Below are 18514 nucleotides of genomic sequence, written 5' to 3'. Positions count from 1 at the left end.
ATAACCTGAGCGGCATGTTTATCCAGCATTCCGTCCCATGAGCGAAGAAGTCCTCGTCTATGAGAAGGTCGGCAAGACGGCCGTTATCACGCTGAACCGGCCCAAGTACAAGAACGCGCTCGACGATTCGCTGCGCGCCGCCATGCCCGCGGCCATCCGTGCGGCGCGCCAGGACGCATCGGTCGCTTCGGTGGTGCTGACGGGCGCAGGCGACAGCTTCTGTTCCGGCGCGCAACTGGCGAGCAGCGGGGAGGGGATCGAAAAGCCCTTCGCCGTTCGCGACCTGCTGCTCGACGCGCATCGCTGGTTCGCGGAATTGGCCGATCTGGAGAAGCCCGTCATATCGGCCGTCGACGGCTTTGCTGTGGGCGCGGGCTTCTCGCTGGCCCTCGCGGCCGACTTCGTAATCGCCTCGGAGCGCGCGACGTTCGCGGCCAGCTTCGCGCGGGTGGGCTTCGTGCCGGACCTGTCGCTGCTGCACGTGCTGCCGCGCCTCGTGGGCATGGCACGCGCCAAGGAGATCGCTTTCAGCGCACGCGACATTGCCGCTGACGAGGCGCTGCAAATGGGCCTGGTCCAGGCCGTGGTCCCGCCTGATCGCCTGCGCGTGACGGCCCTCGCATTCGCCCGCCGCTTCGACGACGCGCCCACGCATGTGCTGGGCCTCGCCAAGAACATCTTGAACCGTTCCTTCGAGACGGATCGGCATGGACTGGCGCAATGGGAAGCCGCGCTGCAGGGGATCCTGGCCGGCAGCAGCTACCACGCCAATGCGCTCGAACGCTTTCTTTCGCGCGAGGTGCCCCTCTACGGCGGCGCACCGCGTTTCGATGCGGCGTCCGGGCAGTGAGATTTCAAGCAGTCAACAGGAGCAATAGATGACAAGCAAAGTAGTCGTGGCCGGCATCGGCATGATTCCGTTCAAGAAGCCCGGCCAGGGCGACACCTACCCGGTGATGGGTGCCGAGGCCGTGCGGCTCGCACTGGCGGATGCCGGCGTGGGCTACGAGGCCGTGCAGCAGGCCTATGCCAGCTACGTCTTCGGTGACTCCACCGCCGGGCAGCGCGTGCTGTACGACGTGGGCATGACGGGCATCCCGGTCATCAACGTCCACAACAACTGCGCCAGCGGTTCGTCGGCGCTCTATCTGGCGCGCCAGGCCATCGCCGGTGGCCAGGCCGACGTCGTGCTCGCCTTCGGTTTCGAGCAGATGAATCCGGGCGCGCTCGGCGACATGTACACCGACCGCCCTGCGCCGCTGGAGCTGTTCCAGCGTGCCTGCGCCAGCGTCGTTCCTGAAGGCGTGGCGCCCGCGCTGCGGCTGTTCGGTGCGGCCGGCCAGGAGCACATGCAGCGCTTCGGCACACCGCTGGAGAGTTTTGCAAAGATTCGCGCCAAGGCGAGCCGCCATGCCGCCAACAACCCCTTCGCGGTGTTTCGCAAGGTGGTCAGCACCGAAGATGTGATGGCCGACCAGGTGATGTGGCCCGGCGTGATGACGCGCCTGATGGCCTGCCCGCCGACCTGCGGCGCGGCTGCGGTGGTCTTGTGCAGCGAGGACTATGCGAGGAAGCACGGCCTCGACGCGCGCGTCTGGATCGCCGGCCAGGCGCTCGCCACCGACGGGCCCGAGACCTTCAACTCCGGCGACATGCGCCACCTTGCCGGGTTCGGCATGTCGCGTGCGGCAGCCCGGCGCGTTTACGAGCAGGCCGGCATCGGCGCCGAGGACGTCGACGTGGTCGAACTGCACGACTGCTTCGCGCAGAACGAACTGCTGACCTATGAGGCACTGGGCCTGTGCCCCGAAGGCGGCGCGCAGAAGTTCATCGACGATGGCGACAACACCTATGGCGGCCGCTACGTGGTCAATCCCTCGGGCGGGCTGCTCTCCAAAGGCCATCCGATCGGCGCGACCGGGCTTGCCCAATGCTACGAGCTGGTGTCGCAATTGCGCGGCACGGCGGATCAGCGTCAGGTGGGGGGTGCGCGGGTGGCGCTGCAGCACAACGTCGGCATTGGCGGTGCGGCGGTGGTCACGATGTATTGCGTCTGAGGGACTGAACCGATGAATGAGCCGCCGGACTGGCGGCTCACAGCAGAAGGTGCGCCATGCGGCGCACCTTTCTTTTTATGCGTCGCTCCAGCGCCCGATGTGCTCGCGCATGCGGCGCAGGTACTCGCGGCGGCCGAAGTGCAGCAAGTGGTTGCCCGCGAACCAGTGCATCGTGCTGCCAGGCCAATGCCGGTGCAGCAACTCGACATGGTGCGGCTCGGTCACGCGGTCGCCGGCACCGCCGATGATCAGCACCCGTTCTCCCGCCATCGGCGACGCGTAGCTGAGCGGGTTGTGCACGGCGACGAGGCCGCGCATGTCGGCCACGCTGACACCGTTGCTTCGCATCAGGCTCGACAGCAACAGGCCGGTGGGCTGCCAGTCCAGGAAAGCGTCGATCGGGCTCACGGCAGGCACGACGGGGATGCAGTAGTCCAGGCGATCGTCGACGCTCGCCAGCAGCGCCGCCGTGTAGCCACCGAGCGAGATCCCGGTGACGCCGACGCGCTCGACGCCGCGCGCGCGGAGATGGCCGATGAACACGCGCAGGTCATGGATGGCGAGCAGCGTGGTCTCGTTGAAATGCAGCAAGCCGTTGCCGAACACGCCATAGCCGTTGAAAGGCAGGCTGCACTCGGCCCGCGGCCCGTGATGCGGGAAGGTGAACAGGAGGATGTCATGCCCGTCGCGGTAGAGCGTCTGTAGCGACAGCGCCTGGGCGTTGAGCCACGGCATGTCGGCACCGAAGCCGTGCACCACGATCAGCGTCGGCCGCGGCCTGTCGCCGTGGCACCAGTGCTCGGCATGCGCCATGGCGACGCGTTTCATGCGCGCGAAGGCGGGGGCGGCGGCGGGGTTCAGCGGCACGAAGGGGCTGGCGAAGCGCAGCTTGCTGCGCTGGATCGGCGTGTCGCCGGATCCGGTCGAAGGCATGGGGTGTGCGTCGACGTGGATGTCGTTGTTCGGCGGCAGGAAGACGCGCGAGGCATCGCCGCTGCGCGCCAGCGGCTCGTAGAAGCGCAGCGCCTCGAATTCGCGGGCCGGCTTGCCGGCCTCGCCCAGCGATGCGGCCATCGCCACGGCCACCGCGCTGGCCAGCGGCACCCGTGCCATCCGTTCGAGGGCAGACAGGCCTTGCACCTGCAGCCAATGGCGTGCGTCAGGTCCGGCGCGAACCGCGCGGTGGTTGAAGTTTGCCGGCAGTTGCTCCCACCAGGCGGCATGGGATGTGGGGTTCCTTGTTCGTTGGGGCTTCATCGGTGTGCGCACGTGTCTTCGGATTGGTCAGGCATCTTTCGACCATAGATGCCAGGGCGCAGGGCGCGCCCATCCTTTCGGGATGGGCTGTTCGCGGGACGCGTGCAAGGTTGTGGCGTGCCCATCCCAAAGGGGCGGGCGCGCAGGAGCCCTGCGTTCCTACGATGGGAATCACAACATTCTTCCAACCACCAAGCCATGACCCACCGACTCACAGGGCAGGACGCCATGTTCCTGCACGCAGATCTTCCGCACGCCGCTTCGCACGGCACGATGATCTACATCTACGACCAATCCACCCTCGGCGGCAAGACGCTCGGCTTCCGCGACATCGTCCGGCACATGGAGAACCGGCTCGATGCATCGCCGGTGCTGCGACGCAGGATCGTGCAGGTGCCCTTCGGGTTGGGCTACCCCTCTTGGGTCGAGGACGAGCTGTTCGACATCGACTTCCACGTGCGCCATTTCGCATTGCCCAAGCCCGGCGACTGGCGGCAGTTCTGCATCATGGTGTCGCGCATCCACGCCCGTGCCATCGACCTCTCGCGGGCGCCGTGGGAGATGTACGTCATCGAGGGGCTGGACAACATCGAGGGCATTCCGAAGGGCAGCTTCGCGGTCCTCAGCAAGATCCACCATGCGGCCATGGACGGCACCGCGGCCACTGAACTGACCTGGGCCTTGCATGACGTGCAGGGCAGGGCGGGCCGCGCCGAGCCGGTCGTCGATGTGAAACGCTCGACGCCCCCGCAGACCTTGAGCCTGCGGGCGCTCGACATGCTCACCTCGGCCTTCAGTGAAAACCTGATGGCGACAGCGCGCATGGCGCTGCCGCTGGCGCAGGCCCTGCCGGGGTTGACCACTGCCGGCCTGCGAATGTTGAAGCGCACGCGCAGCGGCGCCGACCTGGGCGCGCCGCGCACGCGCTTCAATGGCGACGTGCTGGCCCAACGGGTCTGGGACTCGGTGACGCTCGACCTGGCGGAGATCAAGAAGATCAAGAGCGTGGTGCCGGGCGCGACCGTCAACGATGCGCTGATCGCGCTCATCGGTGGTGCGATGCGCCGCTATCTCCACTCGAAGGACGAGCTGCCCGCGAAATCGATGGTCACGCTGGCGCCGGTGAACACGCGCACGGAGGGGACCAAGGAAAGCGCGGCCGGCAACACGATCTCGATGCTGCGCTTTGCGATGGGCAGCGACATCGAGGACCCGATCTCACGCCTTGCGGCCGTGCACGCTGCCACCACGGAGTCGAAGGAAATCCAGAACGCGATCGGCGCGAAGCACCTCACCGACCTGCAGAAGTTCGCACCGCCTGCGACCTTGGGGCTGGCGGGCAAGCTGGCGGCACTGACCGGCCAGGGCGGCAAGGGACCGATGCCCTTGCACAACTGTTTGGTGACCAACATTCCCGGGCCTTCGACGCCGCTGTACATGCTGGGCGCGAAGCTGGTGCACTGGGGTGGCGTGGGGCCGGTGACGGACGGGATGTCGCTGATCTGGAACCCGTCGAGCTACTGCGGGAAGGTGTTCATCTCGCTGACGAGTTCGCCGAACGTGGTGCCGGATCCGGAGTTCCTGGCGGCGTGTGTGAGGGCGTCGTTCGAGGAGATGAAGGGGGCTGCGGCGGCGGTTGCGTCGAAGCAGCAGCAGGGGGCCGCAGGGCTTGCTACGGTGAGGAAGGCGCCTGCGAAGAAGGCTCCTGCAAAGCAGATCACGATGAAGCGCGTGGCCGTTGACTCGACGGCGGCGAGGAAAGCAGTCGTCGGCAAGAAAAAGGCGCTGGCGACGCGGCCTGTTGAGTGAGTTGCCGACCATGCATCCCAAAGGGCTGATGGGTAGTGCTGCGATGAAGGCGGCAGCGGTCGACCTGATCCTTGCGCTGGTTGCCGCTTCGACGGCTGCCGCCATCGGTCTGGCTGGCGGGTCGCCGCGTGTGGTTTCGACGGCGGTGCAGGTCACCACCGAATCGACCGGCGACGTCACGACGGTGGGGCGCAAGCCTGACCGCCAAGCGGCCGCCGCGTCGCAGTCGCGGTCGCAGGTGGCGGAATTCCGCTGACTGCCATTCCTCGAGTTCGACGTCTCCCACGCAATCGCCCAAGGGCTCGCGTGGGGTGCGGCTTGCCGTCGGCTGCTCGATCCTGCTTCACCGTCATTCGACAGCCACAGACTCACTCGCTCTGAGCCGGCCAGGCTCTGTGGTGCGGAGGATTTCGTTCAGAACGGAAGTGGCGTAAGTGCCGGCGGGCAAGGAGAACGTCAGCACCAGTTGATTGGCTTGTGGCCACTCCCATGACATTTCCGCCGGGCTCGCCACCAGGGCGCGGCGCTCCTGATCCAGGCCGGCGTGTTCCATGCCGTCGCACAGGATGGCGTGACGTCCAGCCACGCCGTTTTCCAGAGCCTGCGCTTGATCGGTGGTGATCACGCGGCCCCGTCCCCAGAGCGGTCCGGTGGGCCGGCCCGCCTCGTCCATCACGTCACCGGGCAGGGTCTTGCCCCAGAGTCCCTGTTGAATTCGCAGCGCCAGCACTTCATTGAAGACGAAGGAGCGCACCGCCGACAGGTAGATGCCCTTCATCTTCGGGTTGCGCACGCGGATTTTTCGCGCCAGCATGGCCAGTCCCTGCATCACGTTGCCGCCGTCATGGCCGAAACGCTGAGCGCCGAAGTAGTTGGGCACGCCATGTGACGCCACGGCCCTGAGATTGGCCTCGATGGCGTCGCGGTCGCCGGTCACGTCACGCAGCACGATCCGGAATCGGTTGCCCTGCAGATCACCGGGGCGCAGCTTTTTCACGTGGCGGCTCTGGCTCAGTACCTTGAATTCCGGGTGCTGAAGCAAGGTCAGGTCCGGCGTCTCGCCCTTTGGCAGATAGATGCTGAACCACTGGCGGGTGATGGCATGGCGGTCCTTGAGGCCGGCATAGCCCACGTCCCTTTCCTGCACGCCGGCGGCCTCGGCCAGCTGCTGGGCGACGAAGGCGGTGTTGGCACCGTTCTTTTCGATGTCCAGCCAGATGTGTTCGCCCTCACCGGAGGGCAGCTGCAGCGGAAGTTCGGTCACGGTGAAATCCTCGTTGAGGAGTTTCAGGACGGCGCTGGCGCCGCTGGCCGGATAAGCGTTGGGCCACTGCGGCAAGGTCGTGTATTGAGCGTCGGTCATGGGCAGTCTGACGGGACCAGCTAGGGACAGGCTGTCTAGCCGATCAGGGATGGTGCAGACAGTGATTCTCTCCCTACCTGCATGCCGTGCCGAGCGTCTACGGATGCGACTTCAATGGAAAGTGTTTGCGCGCTACGACAGGGGCTTTCGGGCGGCGACGTCACGGACCCGGCCAGTAGCGGCCGTTCGGCCACTGCTCGGAATTGGGCGCTGGCGCCGCAAAATTCGCGACGCGGCCATTCAGCCAGGATGAGGACTGCAGGCGCTATGCCGCCCACCAGCCGCGGAACCCTGTTGCCGATGCGCCGTGTTCCGGCGCATCATTCGTGCGCTCCGAAGCGGACATCCCGGCATGCTGCGGACGAGAGCACGGGCGTGTACCGCTCCTCCCTGATTTCTGCAACGACATCGGGCAACTAGACGTCGCATCCATCGGCCAATCCAACCATGAGCGAAACAATCAAGAACGAAGGCGGCCTGACTGTTCGCTTCATTGAGGCCTTGAACGGTTTCAAGACCAAGTACGGCTACTGGCCCGAGAGGCTCGAAGCGGATGCTGGAACTATCTGCGCCTTGGCGACTTCCTGCCTCACGCCTCTGGGATTCTTCCTGCTGCAGTCAAAGTTGGACGTCGCGGAGGGCATGTCTGACCGAATCCTGGCGATGGGTCATGAAGGGGATGCCTTCGACTACGGCGAGGAAGGTTGGCAGGGTGAGCACCGCCACGATGCTCGGGTCTGGCTCGGACTGGACGCGGCCATCGCCGGTCCTGCGCGGAGTTCGCAAGGCGAGAGGCAGCATGACCAATTGACTACTGGCACCTTCATCCCGGTTTTCCGGGCCCGCGACCAGGTACTTGCCAGTGAAGAGGCGGTAAAGGCCAGGCGCGATAGGTCCCTTGAGCCACACGTCGCGCCCTTGCAGGCGCTGGCTGAGCGAATAGGGGCGAGCCTTGATGCTCCTGACGGCGTGCCGCGCTTTGACCCGCTCGATGGCGGCATCAATGCACGCGTGCTGCTCTTGCAGGAAGCGCCGGGTCCGCGCGCTGTCGGAAGTGGGTTTGTGAGCTTCGACAATCCGGACCAAACCGCAGCCAACGCCCGGCATGCTTGCGAGTCGGCTGGACTCTTGCGGCAGGACGCGGTGCGGTGGAATGCAGTTCCCTGGTACCTGGGGAACGAGGAGGGCACCAAAATCCGCCCTGCGACCCCTGAGGATGTGAAGCGCGCCGAGCCTTGGCTTGGCGAACTGCTGAGGTTGCTGCCGCGGCTGCAGGTGGTTGTGCTCATGGGCAAGAATGCGCAGCGGCTCGCGCCGGCTATCAATCGACTTGCGCCGAGCCTACGTGTCGAAAAAACCTCGCACTGCTCGCCGCTGGCGCTTAACTATTCGCCGGAGCGCCGCCCTGCGCTGATTGAGGAGTTGCGAAAAGTCGCTGCCAGCTTGCGGCCTTGAGGAATACAGCAAGGCGCGAGCCAGGAGAGGCCGTTCGGTTTCGACGCGGAATTCCCCGCATGGCAGTCGCTGACCGGCCAGGATCGGGTGTTCAAGCGGCGGACGCGAATTGCAGTATTTCGTCGACTACATCGGCATGACGCCGAAGGGGGCGCTGCTCGCGGCGACGAAGCGGGGCGGCGAGATCATGATGCGGCCCGACGAACTGGGCCAATTGAGGGCCGGCTACCTGGCCGACATCATCCTGGTCGACGGCGACCCGTTGCAGAACCTGGCGCTGATGACCGACCCGGCCAAGATTCAACTCGTGATGAAGGAGTGCGTCATCCACTGCGCGACGCCCGTGCCGGCGGAGGCGGCATTGCACCTGGATGGGGCCAGCTCCCCGCTGCGCGAAGAGGGGGGTCAAGGAGGCGATCGCGGAAATGAATTGAAGGAAGAACCGGGGCGCGGCGCATAGACCTGCCGGGGACGGCCGATACCCCAAGGCAAATCTATCGATCTTTAAAAATTATCAATTGGACTGAATGGGCAGTGCGACGAACACTACGGCTGGTCGATCATCGTCGCGCGCATCGGCGGCGACCAGTGACGCACAAGTGAACATGGGTGTGGCCGCGGCAGAGAACCTGCTGGTCATGCTCGCGCGCTCCTGACGCATTCATCAGGCAAGAAAACAAGGAGATGACCCCATGACTTTCCATCCGCAACCCATCTTGGCGACGTGCATGCTGGCCGGCTTCGCCGGTCTGTGGGGCTGCGCCAGCACGCCCCCAAAGGCGCCAGGACCTTCCGAGGCCACCATCGCCGCACACGTGCAAGCGGCCACACAGGCAGCGGGCACCGACCTGGGTGAGGTGCTCACCCTTTGCAAGCCGGCCCCGGCCACGCGAGCGGGCCAACAGGACATGGACAAAAGCCTGCTCGCGCTGATCAACAAGCCAGCACCGCCGCCCGGCCAGGCTTTCGACAACCTGTACTTCGTCGGCGGCGACTGGGCCAGCGCCTGGGCCATCAACACGTCCGAGGGGATCATCCTCATCGATGCGCTGAACAGCCCGGCGGAAGCGGCGGCGCTGATTGAAGGCGGGCTGCGCAAACAGGGGCTTGACCCGGCACGCATCCGCTACGTAGTCGTCTCGCACGGCCATGGCGACCACTACGGCGGCGCGCCCTACCTGGCCAAGAAGTACGGCGCCCGCGTGGTGATGAGCGACGTGGACTGGACGATGACCGAAACCCAGCTGGAATTCGCCACGCCCATCTGGGGTGCCCCGCCCAAGCGGGACATCTCGGTCAAGGACGGTGACCGCATCACCCTGGGCGGCACCACCGTCACGCTGTATATGACGCCCGGCCACAGCTGGGGCACGCTGTCGCCGGTGTTCGACGTGAACTGGCAGGGCAAGAAGCATCGCGTGCTGCTGTGGGGCGGCACGGGCTTCAACTTCGGCAAGGACATTCCGCGCCTGGAGGCCTACAGCAGCTCCGCGCAGCGCATGGCCGGCATCGCCCGCAGTCAGGGCATCGACGTGATGCTGTCCAACCACTCGCGCGTAGATGGTTCACAGGCCAAGCTGGCGATGCTGCGCCAGGGCGCACCCGCGCCGGGCAATCCCTTCGTGGTGGGTCTGCCCACGGTCGAGCGCACGCTGACGGTGATGAACGAATGCGCGCTGGCGCAGCGTGATCGGTTTGCGCTGATGCCGTGAGGCCGCAACGACTTGCGGCACTGGGCGGATGCCAACAGCCGGCACGCCCACAGATTCATTCCTCGAGGGCCCGGTGTTCGACGAGCCCGGCCAACTTCTACGTGTCAGACATTTCGTAGAGCCGCATCTTTCGCATTGACGTCCAGGGCGACCGGACACTGATCGCCGAGTACGACGGCGAGCCAGACGGGCATGAGGTTCCCCGACGCGAACACGATGCTCATCACCGACTACAAGAACGGCCTGATGCAGCCGGACGCGGTCAGTGGGCGCGGTTCGCGACGCGCGGCAAACGAGATGCCCAATCGATGTACACGACAACAAGACCTTCGAAGATCCAGAAGCGCATCGCGATGCAGGCGCCCCCTCCGGGCGAGTCGAACGAAGCGCCTGTGTCCGGCCCAGGACTGGATCAGCGTGCCATCGACGCTGAAATGCTCACCTGACAAGCAATCTTGGAGCTTTCCTGCGAGAGAGCCGATGCGCCGGTCCGCGCGATCGGCGGTACGCCTGCTGAGCACCTCAGCTCGTACGTCACCTGGCTGGGCAGCCAGCAATACTCGGTGGGTTACGCCTGCATCGTGGCGAGACACGCCTTGGCCTTCGGCCGATGGTGCAAGGGGCGTGGCATTGACGTTGAGGCACTGACCGACGACGACATGGCGCGATACCAACGCAGTCGTGCCCGGCGCCGCGCACGACGTCCCGACACGCGCCGGCAGGAGCGACACGCTCTGGAATGGCTGCGCTGCTGCACTTGGCGGCGCAACGCTGACAGACCACCATGGGCCCGCTGCCGTCGTACGCGTTCCTTCCAACTCCGGCTATTCGAACTTCTGAACAGTTCGGGCAAGAGCGATCCCCCGGAGGAAATGACCCAGAAGTCGTGGTCGTTCAGGTGGTCGGCCCGACCACCTGTCAGCGCGCCCTGTCCCTCACGACACCCTTCGTGCCTGGTCCTTCCAGTACTTGTCCCGCACATGCCGCCGCAGCACCTTCCCCACCACGCTGACGGGCAACTGCTGCACGAACACCACCTCCTTGGGCGCCTTGTACCGGCCGAGTTGGCCCTTCACATGGTCGATCAGTTCTTCGGCATCGACCTCGACGCCTTCCCTGAGCACCACCTCGGCATGCACGGCCTCGCCCCATTCACTGTGCGGCACGCCCACCACGGCCGCGATCGCCACGGCGGCGTGCGAGTTCAGCGCCGCCTCCACTTCGACCGCGTAGACGTTGAAGCCGCCGGTGATGATCATGTCCTTCTTGCGGTCGACCAGGTACAGGAAGCCCTGCGCGTCGACGTAACCGAGGTCGCCCGACTTCCAGAAGCCATCCTGGAATTCCGCGGCCGTGCCCTCGGCGTTGTTCAGATAGCCGGTGATCGTGCCGCGCGAGCGCAGCCAGATTTCGCCGGTCTCGCCTTGCTTCATCTCCTTGCCTTCGTCGTCGACGATCTTCAGTTCCACGACGGTTGAAATGCGGCCCGCGGAAGAGAGGTGCTTCTCATCGCCATCGGAGGAAAGATGGTCGGCCTTGGTCAGCATCGCCGCCGTCGTCAGGCACTCCGTCGCGCCGTAGACCTGCACGAAGATGTTGCCGAAGCGCGCCTGCGCCTGGCGCAGCTTCGACGGGCTCATCGGGGCGCCGCCGTAGACGATGGTGCGAAGGCTGGAGAGGTCATGCTGCGTTGCCTCGGGCAGGTCGAGCAGGCGATAGACCAGCGTGGGCAGCATCAGGGTGGTCGTGGCGCGTTCTGCCTCGACGTTGCGGCACCAGGTCTTCAGGTCCGGCACGTTCTGCGTGACGGTGCAGCCGCCGCGGAACAGCGTGGCCAGCACGCCGAGGCCGGACCCGTGGCTCAGCGGCGCCATGTGCAGGTAGCGCTGGTCCGGATCGTAGATCTGCTCGCCCTCGGTGTAGAGCGAGTCGCGCAGCGCCAGCCAGTTGTCCATGGTGTATTGCGCGCACTTGCTCTTGCCGGTCGTGCCGCCGGTGAAGCGGTAGATCACGATGTCCTTCATCGCGTCGCGCTCGACGTCGGGGTTGGCGTCGGAGATGCCTTCGAGCAGGTCTTCGAACACCAGCAGGCCATCGCGCGGCGTGGCCGGGCGGTCCATGCAGACAACAGTTGCGCCGCGTTCGCGCAGCATCTCGAAGTGGCTGTCGATCAGCGCGTTCTCGATGAACACGACCTTGGGTTGGATGAACTCGACCTGCCAGCGATGCTCGTCGATCGAGTCGCGGTAGTTGGTGTAGGCCACGGCGGCCTCGCCCTTGAAGGCGGTCCACGCGTGCAGGAGCGACAGGTTGTCGTTCTCCAGGATGCACAGGTAGACGTCCCCGCGCCCGAGCTGCAGGCGCTCGCGCATCATGTTCACGATGCGGTTGGTCGCGCTGTGCAGGTCGCGGTAGGTATAGCGGCGCTTGCGCTCGATGTTGACCACGGCTTCCTGGTCGGAAAAGCGCAGGGCAAGGTTGCCCATCACGCGTGCGAAATTCATCTTCATCGTCCTGTCTCCAGTGTCAGCTCTTGAGGATGCTCGGAATTATTCAGGCGCGAACTGCCTGCCGCCCCACTCCAACGGGATGGGGAGGGGCTTTTCCCTGCGACGCACCGCCGCCCACTCCAAAGTGAGGGGCTTGCAGGCGATGCGCTTCGCCATAGTCGGTTTCCCACAGGAAGGGCGCGCCAGCGACACAGCGGCGCCCACCCGCCAACTTCAAGGAAACAGACGATGCAAGACAACTCGGGCGCATTCCTGAGCGAACAGGAAACGATGATCCGCGACTCGGCGCGCAAGGTGGCGCAGGAAGTGGTCGCCGCCACGGCCGCCGAGCGCGACCGCACCGGCGCGTGGCCGCGCGATGAACTCAAGGCCGTGGCCGAACTCGGCTTCCTCGGGATGCACATCCCCGAGGAATACGGCGGCAGCAAGCTCGGCTTCGTCGAGTACTGCCTCGCGATCGAGGAGTTCGCCGCCGCGGATGCCGGCTTCGCGACCATCATCCATGTGCACAACGGCATGGGCGATTGGCTCAACCGCTACGGCACCGAGGCGCAGAAGGACAAGTACCTTCCCGGTATCGCCAGTGGAGAAACCATTGCCTGCGGCCTGCTGACCGAGCCGCAGGCCGGTTCCGACACGTCGAACTTCCGTACCTCGGCGCGCCGCGAGAGCGACGACTTCGTGCTCAATGGCGCCAAGCAGTTCATCTCCAACGGCAGCGAGGCGGGTTTTGCCCTTGCGCTGGCCATCACCGACAGGAACGCCGGCAAGCGCGGCGCGAGCCTGTTCATCGTGGACCCCAAGGGGCCCGGCTTCAAGGTCGCGCGTGTCGAGGAAAAGCTCGGTCAACGTTCAGCGCATGTTGCCCAGATCGTGCTCGAGGATCACCGCGTGTCCGCCAGCAACCTGCTCGGCGAGGAGGGCAGCGCCTATGCGCGGATGCTGTCCGGCATGTCTGAAGGCCGGATCGGCATCGCGGCCGTGGCGGTGGGCGTGGCGCGTGCCGCGCTCGAAGCGGCCGTGAAGTACGCCAAGGAGCGCGAAGCCTACGGCGCACCCATCATCAAGCTGCAGGGCGTGAGCTTCGACCTGGCCGACATGGCCACGCAGGTGGAAGTGGCGCACCAGTTCGTGATGCATGCCGCGCGCCTGCACCAGGCGGGCCTGCCCTGCACCAAGGAAGCCTCGATGGCCAAGCTCTTTGCCAGCGAGATGGCCGAGAAGGTCTGCTCCGATGCATTGCAGATCCACGGCGGCTATGGCTACCTCACCGACTTCCCGGTGGAGCGCTACTACCGCGACGCCCGCGTCACCAAGATCTACGAAGGCACCAGCCACATCCAGCAGCTGATCATCGGCCGCAGCCTCTGAAGAGGCACGCGCTTCCCCATCCCGAAAGAGCGGGGAATCGCTGTCTTGCCGCACGTAACTTCGACGCATCCAATCCCCTCTTCAACAGACACCGCCATGGAAAACATCTACATCGTTGGCGCCGGCATGACACCCTTCGGCCGCCACATGGACAAGACCGTCAAGCAACTCACCGCCTGGGCGGTGGAAGACGCGCTCAAGGACGCCAACTGCGACCGCAAGGCCATCCGCGCCGCCTTCTTCGGCAACACCACGCAGGGCCACTTCGACGGCCAGCACATGATCCGCGGCCAGGTCGCGCTGCTGCCGCTGGGCATCGAAGGCATCCCGATCTACAACCTCGAAGGCGCCTGTGCCTCGTCGAGCCATGCGTTCAACCTCGCTGTCATGCACTTGCGTGCCGGCGCGGCCGACGTGGCGCTCGCAGTCGGCGCGGAGAAGATGTATTCCGATGACAAGTCCAAGATGTTCTCGTGCTTCGAATCCGCATGGGACATCGAGACCTTCGAGGCCAACAAGGGCTATCTCTCCTCGATGGGCACCACCATCGTGCCGCCCGAAGGCTCGCAGTCCCCCAAGCCGTACAGCCCCTTCATGGACGTGTACGCCGCCCTCGGCCGTGGCCTGATGGAGCGCTTTGGCATCACGCAGCGCCAGTTGGCCGCGGTGTCCTCGAAGAACCACAACCACTCTGTGCACAACGAGCGCTCGCAATACCGCAAGCCGATGAGCATTGACGAGATCCTGGCCGCGCCCGCGATCACCTATCCGCTCACGATGCCGATGTGCTCGCCCATTTCCGACGGTGCCGCGGCGGCCATCCTCTGCACGGAGTCTGCGCTGAAGAAGTACGGCTTCGACCGCAGCCGCGCCGTCAAGGTGCTGGCCACCGTGGTGCGCTCGGCCTCGGCACGCGACGCGCTCGACTACGACATGGGTTGCACGAAGCAGGCTGCGAAGGACGCGTTCGAGCAGGCCGGCATCGCCCCGAGCGACATCGACGTGGCCGAGGTGCATGACGCCACCGCCATCGGCGAGTTGCTCACGTTTGAAAGCCTGGGCCTGAGCTCTCCCGGCATGAGCGGCTACCTGGCCGAGCGCGGCGAGACGAGCATCGGCGGTTCCATTCCGGTCAACCCCTCGGGCGGCCTCGAGTCGAAGGGCCATCCCATCGGCGCCACCGGCATCGGCCAGATCTTCGAACTGGTCTCGCAACTGCGCGGCGAATGCGGCCCGCGTCAGGTCGAAGGTGCGCGCTTTGCCATCCAGGGCAACGGTGGCGGCCTCTGGCGCGTGGAAGAGGCGACCGAGCACATCGGCATCTTCGCCCGCGCCTGATCCAACGAACAGGGGAAGACGTGGCGAAGAAGATCGTGGTGGCCGGGGTCGGCATGATCCCGTTCTGCAAACCCGGGGCGGGCGCCAGCTACGTGGTGATGGGCGCGCAGGCTGCGCGCCTTGCGCTGGCCGATGCACGCGCCGGCTACGAGTCGGTGCAGCAGGCCTTCGTGAGCTACGTCCATGGCGACTCGGCGGCGGGCCAACGCGTGCTGTATGGGCTTGGCTTCACCGGCATTCCGATCTTCAACGTCCACAACAGCGGCGCGAGCGGCTCGTCGGCGCTGTACCTGGCGCGCCAGGCCATCAACAGTGGGGAGGCGGACATCGTGCTGGCCCTGGGCTTCGAGCAGATGAACCCTGGCGCAGCGCAGGTGCAGTTTGCCGATCGGCCGAGTCCGCTCGACCCCTTCCTCGCGCAGTGCGATCCCTTGGTCGGCGCTATCGACATCCCGCCCGCAGCGCGCATCGTCGGGGCCGCCGGCCTCGAACACATGAAGCGCTTCGGCACACCGCTGGAAACCTTCGCCAGCATCCGCGCCAAGGCCAGCCGCCATGCGGCGAACAACCCGCTGGCGATGTGGCGCAACGTCCTCTCCGCGGAACAGGTGCTGGCCGACACGCCCATGTGGCCCGGCGTGATGACACGCTCGATGGCTTGCGCGCCGACCTGTGGCGCAGCCGCGACCGTGCTGTGCAGCGAGGACTACGCGAGGAAGCACGGCCTGGACGCGCGCGTGTGGATCGCCGGACAGGCCATGGCCAGCGATGGCCCTGAGAGCCTGCGTTCCGGCGATCTGCGCGATGGTGCGGGCTACAGCACGTCGCGTGCCGCGGCCCGCACGGTCTACGAGCAGGCCGGTATCGGTGCGGAGGATGTGCAAGTCATCGAACTGCACGACAGCTTCGCCCACAACGAGCTGCTGAGCTATGAATCGCTGGGCCTTTGCGCCGAAGGCGACGGGCAGAAGCTTGTCGATGCAGGCGACAACACCTACGGCGGGCGCTACGTGGTCAACCCCTCGGGCGGGTTGCTCGCCAGGGGCCACCCGATCGGCGCCACCGGCCTCGCGCAGTGCTTCGAGCTGGTGCAGCAACTTCGCGGCCAGGCTGACAAGCGCCAGGTGGAGGGCGCACGCATCGCCCTGCAACACAACATCGGCATCGGCGGCGCGGCGGTCGTCACGATGTACAGGAACTAGAAAAGAAAACATGGACTTTCGTCCCGATCCCGGACTCGACGCATTCCGCCAGGAGGTCCGCCATTTCCTCAAGGAGCGCCTGCCGGCCGACCTTCGCGTGACGCCCACGTTCTCGCGCTCGAAGCCGCAGGCCGTCTCGCGCTGGCAGAAGATCCTTCATGCCCACGGCTGGGGCGCGCCTTATTGGTCCCAAGCTCATGGAGGCACGGGCTGGACGATGCAGCAGATCCTCGTGTTCGACGAGGAGAGCGTCGCCGCCGGCGCGCCGACGCTCGACGGCATGATGCACAAGCTGCTCGGTCCGGTGCTCAACGCCTTCGCGACACCCGAACAGAAGGCGGCGCACCTGCCGGCCTTCTTCAACGGCGAGCGGCTCTGGTGCCAGGGCTTCTCGGAGCCCGGTTCGGGTTCGGACCTGGCCTCGCTGCGCACGCGCGCCGAGCTGAAGCATGACGAGCAGGGCGACCACTACATCGTCAACGGCCAGAAGATCTGGACCAGCCACGGCCATGAGTCCGACTGGATCTTCCTGCTGGTGCGCACCGACGCCAGCGCCAGGAAGCAGGCCGGCATCACCTTCCTGCTGGCCGACATGAAGACGCCCGGCATCACGGTGCGGCCGATCCGCAGCATCGACGATGCGCATCACCTGAACGAGACCTTCCTCGACAACGTGCGGGTGCCGGTGGCCAACCGCGTCGGCGAGGAGGGGCAGGGCTGGGCGATCACCAAGTTCCTGCTCAACAACGAGCACGCGACCACGGCCGACCTGCCGATGCTCAAGCACTACCTGCGGCAGCTCCATGAACTGGCGGAAACGCCGTGCATGGGCGGTGTCTGCCTGCGCGAACGCCCCGAGTTCGCACTGAAGCTGGCGCGCCTGGAGGCGGAAGTCACGGCGGTCGGCATGTTCGTGCAACGCGTCGCGGCACTGGAGATGGCGCACAGCCCGCTGGCCCATCCGATGGGCTCGATGCTCAAGGTGCGTGCCACCGAACTGCAGCAACGCATCACGGAAGCACACGTGGAGGCGCTCGGCGACCACGGCGCGGTGGCCTATCCGCATCCGGCCGAGTCGGCGGGTGACGCGCCTGGCAGCGCGACGTGCGAGCCCCTCCCGTTGCAGGGCCTCGCGCGGGGACTGGCCAACGAGATGTTCTTCCGCCGCGCCTCGACCATCTACGGCGGCACGAGCGAAGTGCAACGCAGCATCATCGCGAAGCTGCTCTTCGGACTGTGAGGACGAGCCCATGGATTTCACATTGAATTCGGAGCAGCAGATGCTGCAGGACAGCGTGCGGCGCTATGTCGACAGGGCGTATGCCTTCGAGACTCGGGCGGCAGCGGTGAAGGCGCGCGAGGGTGCCAGCGCGGATCACTGGCGGGCCTTCGCCGACAACGGCTGGCTGGCGGCTGCGCTGCCCGAGGCCCACGGCGGCCTGGGCGGGGGCCTCGTCGAAACCGCGCTCATCGCCCACGAGTTGGGCCGTGGCCTGGTGCTGGAACCGTATCTCGGTTGTGCCGTGGTCGCGGCGCAGACGCTGGCGGCTGCCGGCACCGCTGGGCAGAAGGAGCGCCTGTTGCCCGCGCTGGCCGACGGCTCGCTGCGCATCGCGCTCGCCTACAGCGAGCCGGCCTCGCGCGGCATGCCGCTGCCGGTCGCGACCTCCGCGAAACCGCACAACAACGGCTACGTGTTGAGCGGACGCAAGTCGCTGGTACTGAGCGGGCTGCTGGCGCAGCACTACATCGTGTCCGCGCACATCGAAGGCGCCCCCGCCGACGAGATCAGCCTCTTCCTCGTCGACGCCGACGCAGCCGGCCTGCAACGCCATGCGCTGCCGCTGCACGATGGCAGCTGGGCCGAGGAACTGGTGCTGGAGGGCGTGCAGCAGGCAGGCGATGCCGTGATCGGTGAGCCGGGCAGGGGGCTTCCGGCGCTGCAGGCAGGTCTTGCGCACGGCATCGTCACGCTCTGCGCCGAGCTGGTGGGCGCGATGGAAAAAGTGATCGAGCTCACTGCCGACTACCTCCGGACGCGCCAGCAGTTCGGCCTGCCGATCGGCAGCTTCCAGGCGCTGCAGCATCGCATCGCCGACATGGCGACCGAGATGGAGACCGCGCGTTCCATGCTGTATGCGGCGCTGGCCTCGATGGAAAGCGACGATGCCGCGGCGCGGCAGCGCACGCGGTCGGCCGCGAAGGCGCTGATCGCGCGCGCAGCCAAGTTCGTGTGCGGGCAGGGCATCCAGCTCCACGGCGGCATCGGCGTCACGGAGGAGTACGTCATCGGCCACTACTTCAAGCGCGCCGTGGTGGCCGAATTGCAACTGGGCAGCATCGACCGGCACGAGGCCGCGTGCACGGCCTGAAGCACCGGCTCGCGCCTCCGCGAGCCGATCGTTCCCGCCGGCCTCCGCACGCCCTCGCGTGGCGCAGG

General features: G+C 66.2%; 16 protein-coding genes and 1 pseudogene. 14 read left to right on the top strand and 3 right to left on the bottom strand.

Going from position 1 to position 18514, the window contains the following annotated elements:
• Nucleotides 1–37: 37 nt before the first annotated feature.
• Entirely contained in the window at nucleotides 38–850 is an 813-nt protein-coding gene (locus tag WKW82_RS04090; RefSeq protein WP_340340977.1) for an enoyl-CoA hydratase/isomerase family protein, read from the top strand.
• Nucleotides 851–878: 28 nt separating this feature from the next.
• On the top strand, nucleotides 879–2057 hold the full coding sequence (locus WKW82_RS04085) for a lipid-transfer protein (RefSeq protein WP_340340976.1): 1179 nt from the start codon (nucleotides 879–881) through the stop codon (nucleotides 2055–2057).
• A 75-nt stretch (nucleotides 2058–2132) separates the two neighbouring features.
• Here WKW82_RS04085 and WKW82_RS04080 read toward each other — a convergent pair whose 3' ends face one another.
• On the bottom strand, nucleotides 2133–3314 hold the full coding sequence (locus WKW82_RS04080; protein ID WP_340340975.1) for an alpha/beta hydrolase family protein: 1182 nt from the start codon (nucleotides 3312–3314) through the stop codon (nucleotides 2133–2135).
• A 198-nt stretch (nucleotides 3315–3512) separates the two neighbouring features.
• Between WKW82_RS04080 and WKW82_RS04075 the strand changes: the two genes are divergently transcribed.
• Nucleotides 3513–5123 carry a wax ester/triacylglycerol synthase family O-acyltransferase gene (locus tag WKW82_RS04075; RefSeq protein ID WP_340340974.1) on the top strand — a complete coding sequence of 537 codons (1611 nt, stop codon included), beginning with the start codon at nucleotides 3513–3515 and terminating at the stop codon, nucleotides 5121–5123.
• Between the two features lie 10 nt (nucleotides 5124–5133).
• Nucleotides 5134–5379: a hypothetical protein gene (locus WKW82_RS04070; protein WP_340340973.1), complete on the top strand. Its 246-nt coding sequence runs from the start codon at nucleotides 5134–5136 to the stop codon at nucleotides 5377–5379.
• Between the two features lie 93 nt (nucleotides 5380–5472).
• Here the strand turns inward: WKW82_RS04070 and truD are convergent, their stop codons facing one another.
• On the bottom strand, nucleotides 5473–6486 hold the full coding sequence (gene truD / locus WKW82_RS04065) for a tRNA pseudouridine(13) synthase TruD (protein WP_340340972.1): 1014 nt from the start codon (nucleotides 6484–6486) through the stop codon (nucleotides 5473–5475).
• A 447-nt stretch (nucleotides 6487–6933) separates the two neighbouring features.
• Between truD and WKW82_RS04060 the strand changes: the two genes are divergently transcribed.
• The 5 genes and pseudogenes from WKW82_RS04060 to WKW82_RS04040 all read left to right on the top strand — a co-directional run bounded on the left by WKW82_RS04060 (nucleotide 6934) and on the right by WKW82_RS04040 (nucleotide 10099).
• Nucleotides 6934–7941, top strand: coding sequence for a uracil-DNA glycosylase (locus tag WKW82_RS04060; RefSeq protein WP_340340971.1), 1008 nt, complete (start codon nucleotides 6934–6936; stop codon nucleotides 7939–7941).
• Nucleotides 7942–8050: 109 nt separating this feature from the next.
• The gene (locus WKW82_RS04055; protein WP_422823405.1) at nucleotides 8051–8401 is read left to right on the top strand and encodes an amidohydrolase family protein; all 351 of its coding nucleotides are present in this window, start codon (nucleotides 8051–8053) and stop codon (nucleotides 8399–8401) included.
• A gap of 232 nt (nucleotides 8402–8633) precedes the next feature.
• Nucleotides 8634–9653, top strand: coding sequence for an MBL fold metallo-hydrolase (locus WKW82_RS04050; protein ID WP_340340970.1), 1020 nt, complete (start codon nucleotides 8634–8636; stop codon nucleotides 9651–9653).
• A gap of 3 nt (nucleotides 9654–9656) precedes the next feature.
• Nucleotides 9657–9932, top strand: a pseudogene (locus tag WKW82_RS04045) (SMP-30/gluconolactonase/LRE family protein); the annotation flags it as partial.
• Nucleotides 9933–9961: 29 nt separating this feature from the next.
• Nucleotides 9962–10099 carry a hypothetical protein gene (locus WKW82_RS04040; RefSeq protein WP_340341482.1) on the top strand — a complete coding sequence of 46 codons (138 nt, stop codon included), beginning with the start codon at nucleotides 9962–9964 and terminating at the stop codon, nucleotides 10097–10099.
• A 489-nt stretch (nucleotides 10100–10588) separates the two neighbouring features.
• Here WKW82_RS04040 and WKW82_RS04035 read toward each other — a convergent pair whose 3' ends face one another.
• Complete coding sequence (locus WKW82_RS04035; protein ID WP_340340969.1) at nucleotides 10589–12163, bottom strand: class I adenylate-forming enzyme family protein; 1575 nt, start codon at nucleotides 12161–12163, stop codon at nucleotides 10589–10591.
• A 228-nt stretch (nucleotides 12164–12391) separates the two neighbouring features.
• Here WKW82_RS04035 and WKW82_RS04030 point away from each other — a divergent pair, with 228 nt between their 5' ends.
• From WKW82_RS04030 to WKW82_RS04010, 5 genes are all read left to right on the top strand, one after another.
• The gene (locus WKW82_RS04030) at nucleotides 12392–13534 is read left to right on the top strand and encodes an acyl-CoA dehydrogenase family protein (protein WP_340340968.1); all 1143 of its coding nucleotides are present in this window, start codon (nucleotides 12392–12394) and stop codon (nucleotides 13532–13534) included.
• A gap of 96 nt (nucleotides 13535–13630) precedes the next feature.
• Nucleotides 13631–14872, top strand: coding sequence for a thiolase family protein (locus WKW82_RS04025; protein WP_340340967.1), 1242 nt, complete (start codon nucleotides 13631–13633; stop codon nucleotides 14870–14872).
• Nucleotides 14873–14892: 20 nt separating this feature from the next.
• Complete coding sequence (locus tag WKW82_RS04020; protein ID WP_340340966.1) at nucleotides 14893–16074, top strand: thiolase C-terminal domain-containing protein; 1182 nt, start codon at nucleotides 14893–14895, stop codon at nucleotides 16072–16074.
• A gap of 10 nt (nucleotides 16075–16084) precedes the next feature.
• A complete protein-coding gene (locus WKW82_RS04015) occupies nucleotides 16085–17314 on the top strand; it encodes an acyl-CoA dehydrogenase family protein (protein WP_340340965.1) in 1230 nt (409 codons plus the stop codon).
• Between the two features lie 10 nt (nucleotides 17315–17324).
• Nucleotides 17325–18446: an acyl-CoA dehydrogenase family protein gene (locus WKW82_RS04010; protein ID WP_340340964.1), complete on the top strand. Its 1122-nt coding sequence runs from the start codon at nucleotides 17325–17327 to the stop codon at nucleotides 18444–18446.
• Nucleotides 18447–18514: the final 68 nt, after the last annotated feature.

Source organism: Variovorax rhizosphaerae, from assembly GCF_037889975.1.
GTDB classification, from domain to species: domain Bacteria; phylum Pseudomonadota; class Gammaproteobacteria; order Burkholderiales; family Burkholderiaceae_C; genus Variovorax; species Variovorax rhizosphaerae.
Note: the sequence above shows the minus strand (reverse complement) of the source record. Positions and strands in the feature narration are given on the sequence as shown.